We start from the raw sequence: 1,550 nt of genomic DNA, 5'->3' as shown, positions 1-1,550 counted from the left end.
TAATTAAAACGAAGGCTAAAATAAAATTAAGACTAAAACAAACTATGCATTATGCGGATGAATTATAATTTTTATTTGTTACGAATTTCATCTTATACTAAACCGCCATCAAGATACTGAAAATAAAACATTTCTTTTCGCCCTGTTTTTATTCAAAAAATTATTCCGTAGCCACAGCTATGCAAGAATTTTGTGAAGAAAAACAAAACAAAAATAATTTATTTTCTTAATCAGCATCTTAATAGCGGTTTAGTATTATTAAATGTTAAGGAAAAATAAGTGAGTTTCTAATTTCAAACTTATCCTCCATAACTATACTTGTCGTGTAAACTATGCAATGCACAATCTAAATCTTTGAATGTAATAGAATGGTTTTGACATCCTTTTTTAGAGCATATTTCAACTTTGCCTCCTACATTGAGATTAAAACTAATTATATCATGACCACAAACATCACATTTTTTACCTGTTTTAAATGATTTATTACAAGAAGGGCAAAGAAAATCTAACTTGTCATTTTCTTTAAATCCAATATCAGATTCAGTCATATAACAGCCATAGTTAGAACAAAATCTGAATTTACCTTTTTTTCCTTCTCCTTCTTTGGAAATTATTACCTCAATTGACGGTTTGTCCTTAATAAGTTTATAAGGATTCATCAATGATTTGCCACAATGTGGACATTGTACGCTAAATGAATAATATTGTGTCATAAGTTTTTTCTTTAAATATTTAATATATAATATTTGTCTTTATAATCAATTAAATTACTAACTAAATTTTAATACAATAATACTATAAAAAATTTATTTTACAACTAAATATTTTTATTTTTTTAACTTTGTAATCAATAAGATTTTTTTAATAATCATTTTAATCAACAAAAATGCACGAATTATCAATAGCTACAAATATTGTCGAAATTGCTGAGGTAAATGTAAAAAAAAATAATGGCAAATCAGTTTCAGAAATAGAAATAGAAATAGGTAATTTGTCAGGCGTTGTGCAAGAAGCATTGGACTTTGCAATGGATGTAGCATTTGAAAATACAGTATTAGAAAACGCTAAAATAAAAATAATAAAAATTCAGGCTAAAGCAAAATGTAAAAATTGTTTGCATGAGTTTGAAGTTCAAGATTTCTTTTCTCCCTGCCCAAAATGTAATTCTTTCAATCCTGAAATTTTACAAGGGAAAGAGCTAAAAGTAAAATCACTTGTTATTGATTAAAGTGGGAAAAAAAAGAAGAAATTGAAACGAATAATACAGAATCAATACAATAAATTTTTTAAGCTTTTTTCTTTTAGGGGATTAAAGTGTTTTGCATCAATCAATCGAACTTTTTGTAAAAATTGTATTTGATAGCGTTCGTTTTTTTAGATATTACTTTAAATTATTGTGCAAATAAAAATATTATTGCGATTTTTTGTTATATTTTTTGACTATGCTTGACTGCCAACTTTAGTCATTTGGAATTTTCGGATTTTTATTCATATTTGATTAAATCAACTAATTTAAGGAAATAATCAGTTGACCAAATTGAGAGCTCATC

At 25.6% G+C, this 1,550-nt stretch carries 2 protein-coding genes; one reads left to right on the top strand and one right to left on the bottom strand.

Annotation, left to right across the window (positions count from 1 at the left end; genetic code table 11):
• Nucleotides 1-299: 299 nt before the first annotated feature.
• Nucleotides 300-713, bottom strand: coding sequence for a hypothetical protein (locus U9R42_14730; protein MEA3497280.1), 414 nt, complete (start codon nt 711-713; stop codon nt 300-302).
• Nucleotides 714-886: 173 nt separating this feature from the next.
• On the opposite strand from U9R42_14730, the gene hypA reads away from it, so the two are divergent.
• Complete coding sequence (gene hypA / locus U9R42_14725) at nt 887-1,228, top strand: hydrogenase maturation nickel metallochaperone HypA (GenBank protein ID MEA3497279.1); 342 nt, start codon at nt 887-889, stop codon at nt 1,226-1,228.
• Nucleotides 1,229-1,550 lie beyond the last annotated feature (322 nt).

The organism is Bacteroidota bacterium, assembly GCA_034723125.1.
Classification (GTDB): Bacteria; Bacteroidota; Bacteroidia; order CAILMK01; family JAAYUY01; genus JAYEOP01.
Note: the sequence above shows the minus strand (reverse complement) of the source record. Positions and strands in the feature narration are given on the sequence as shown.

Excerpts from the sequence above, each read along its gene's own strand:
- U9R42_14730 (MEA3497280.1), bottom strand. The coding sequence starts at position 713 with ATGACACAATATTATTCATTTAGCGTACAATGTCCACATTGTGGCAAA.
- hypA (MEA3497279.1), top strand. The coding sequence starts at position 887 with ATGCACGAATTATCAATAGCTACAAATATTGTCGAAATTGCTGAGGTA.